This is a genomic window from Hoyosella sp. YIM 151337 (assembly GCF_026041215.1).
GTDB lineage: Bacteria > Actinomycetota > Actinomycetes > Mycobacteriales > Mycobacteriaceae > Hoyosella.
Genome location: NZ_JAPEIQ010000005.1, coordinates 1 through 924 on the forward strand (window position 1 = coordinate 1; position 924 = coordinate 924).

The window sequence follows — 924 nt, forward strand, 5'->3', positions numbered from 1 at the left end:
TGAACATCACCATCGAGGTCGATACCCGCTTCACCACCACCCCCACCATCCTCAAAACACTCGCCATCACCATCGGCGTCCTGGCCACCCTCATCTCCCTGGCCGCCCTGCACCGCCTCGACCTCACCGACGGCCGCCGCCACCGCCGCATCCTTCCCGCCTCCTGGTGGAAACTCCGCCCACTCGACGGCATCGTCGGCGCCATCCTGCTCACCTGGTACTTCATCGGCGCCAACACCGCCGACGACGGCTACATCCTCAACATGGCCCGCGTCGCCGGCCACGCCGGCTACATGGCCAACTACTACCGCTGGTACGGCGTCGCCGAAGCCCCCTTCGGCTGGTTCTACGACGTCACCGCACTCCTGGCCACCATCTCCACCGCCAGCCCCTTCGTCCGCCTCACCACCCTCATCGCCAGCCTGCTCTGCTGGTGGATCATCTCCCGCGAAGTCATCCCCCGCCTCGGCCGCCGCGCCCGCCACACCCCCGCCGTCTACTGGACCGCAGCCGCCGTCTTCCTCGCCTTCTGGCTCCCCTACAACAACGGCCTGCGCCCCGAACCCGTCATCGCCGTCGGCGCCCTGCTCACCTGGATCAGCGTCGAACGCGCCATCGCCACCGGACGCCTGCTCCCCGCCGCCGTCGCCACCATCATCGCCGCCTTCTCCCTCGCCGCCGGCCCCACCGGCCTCATGGCCGTCGCCGCACTCCTCGCCGGCAGCCGCCCCCTCCTCGCCATCCTCATCACCCGCGCCAAAAAACTCGCCCACAACCCCACCGGCCCAACCAGCCGCACCAGCACCCTCCTCGCCTGGACCACCCTCGCCGCCCCCATCCTCGCCAGCGGCACCGCCGTCCTCTTCATCATCTTCCGAGACCAAACCCTCGCCGCCGTCCAAGAAGCCAGCCGCCTCCGCACCG

General features: G+C 69.8%; 1 protein-coding gene. It reads left to right on the forward strand.

The window, feature by feature from the left end; genetic code table 11:
- Positions 1-924 (forward strand): arabinosyltransferase domain-containing protein (locus ONR57_RS01345; RefSeq protein ID WP_265121047.1); only part of this gene is annotated, 924 nt, incomplete at both ends.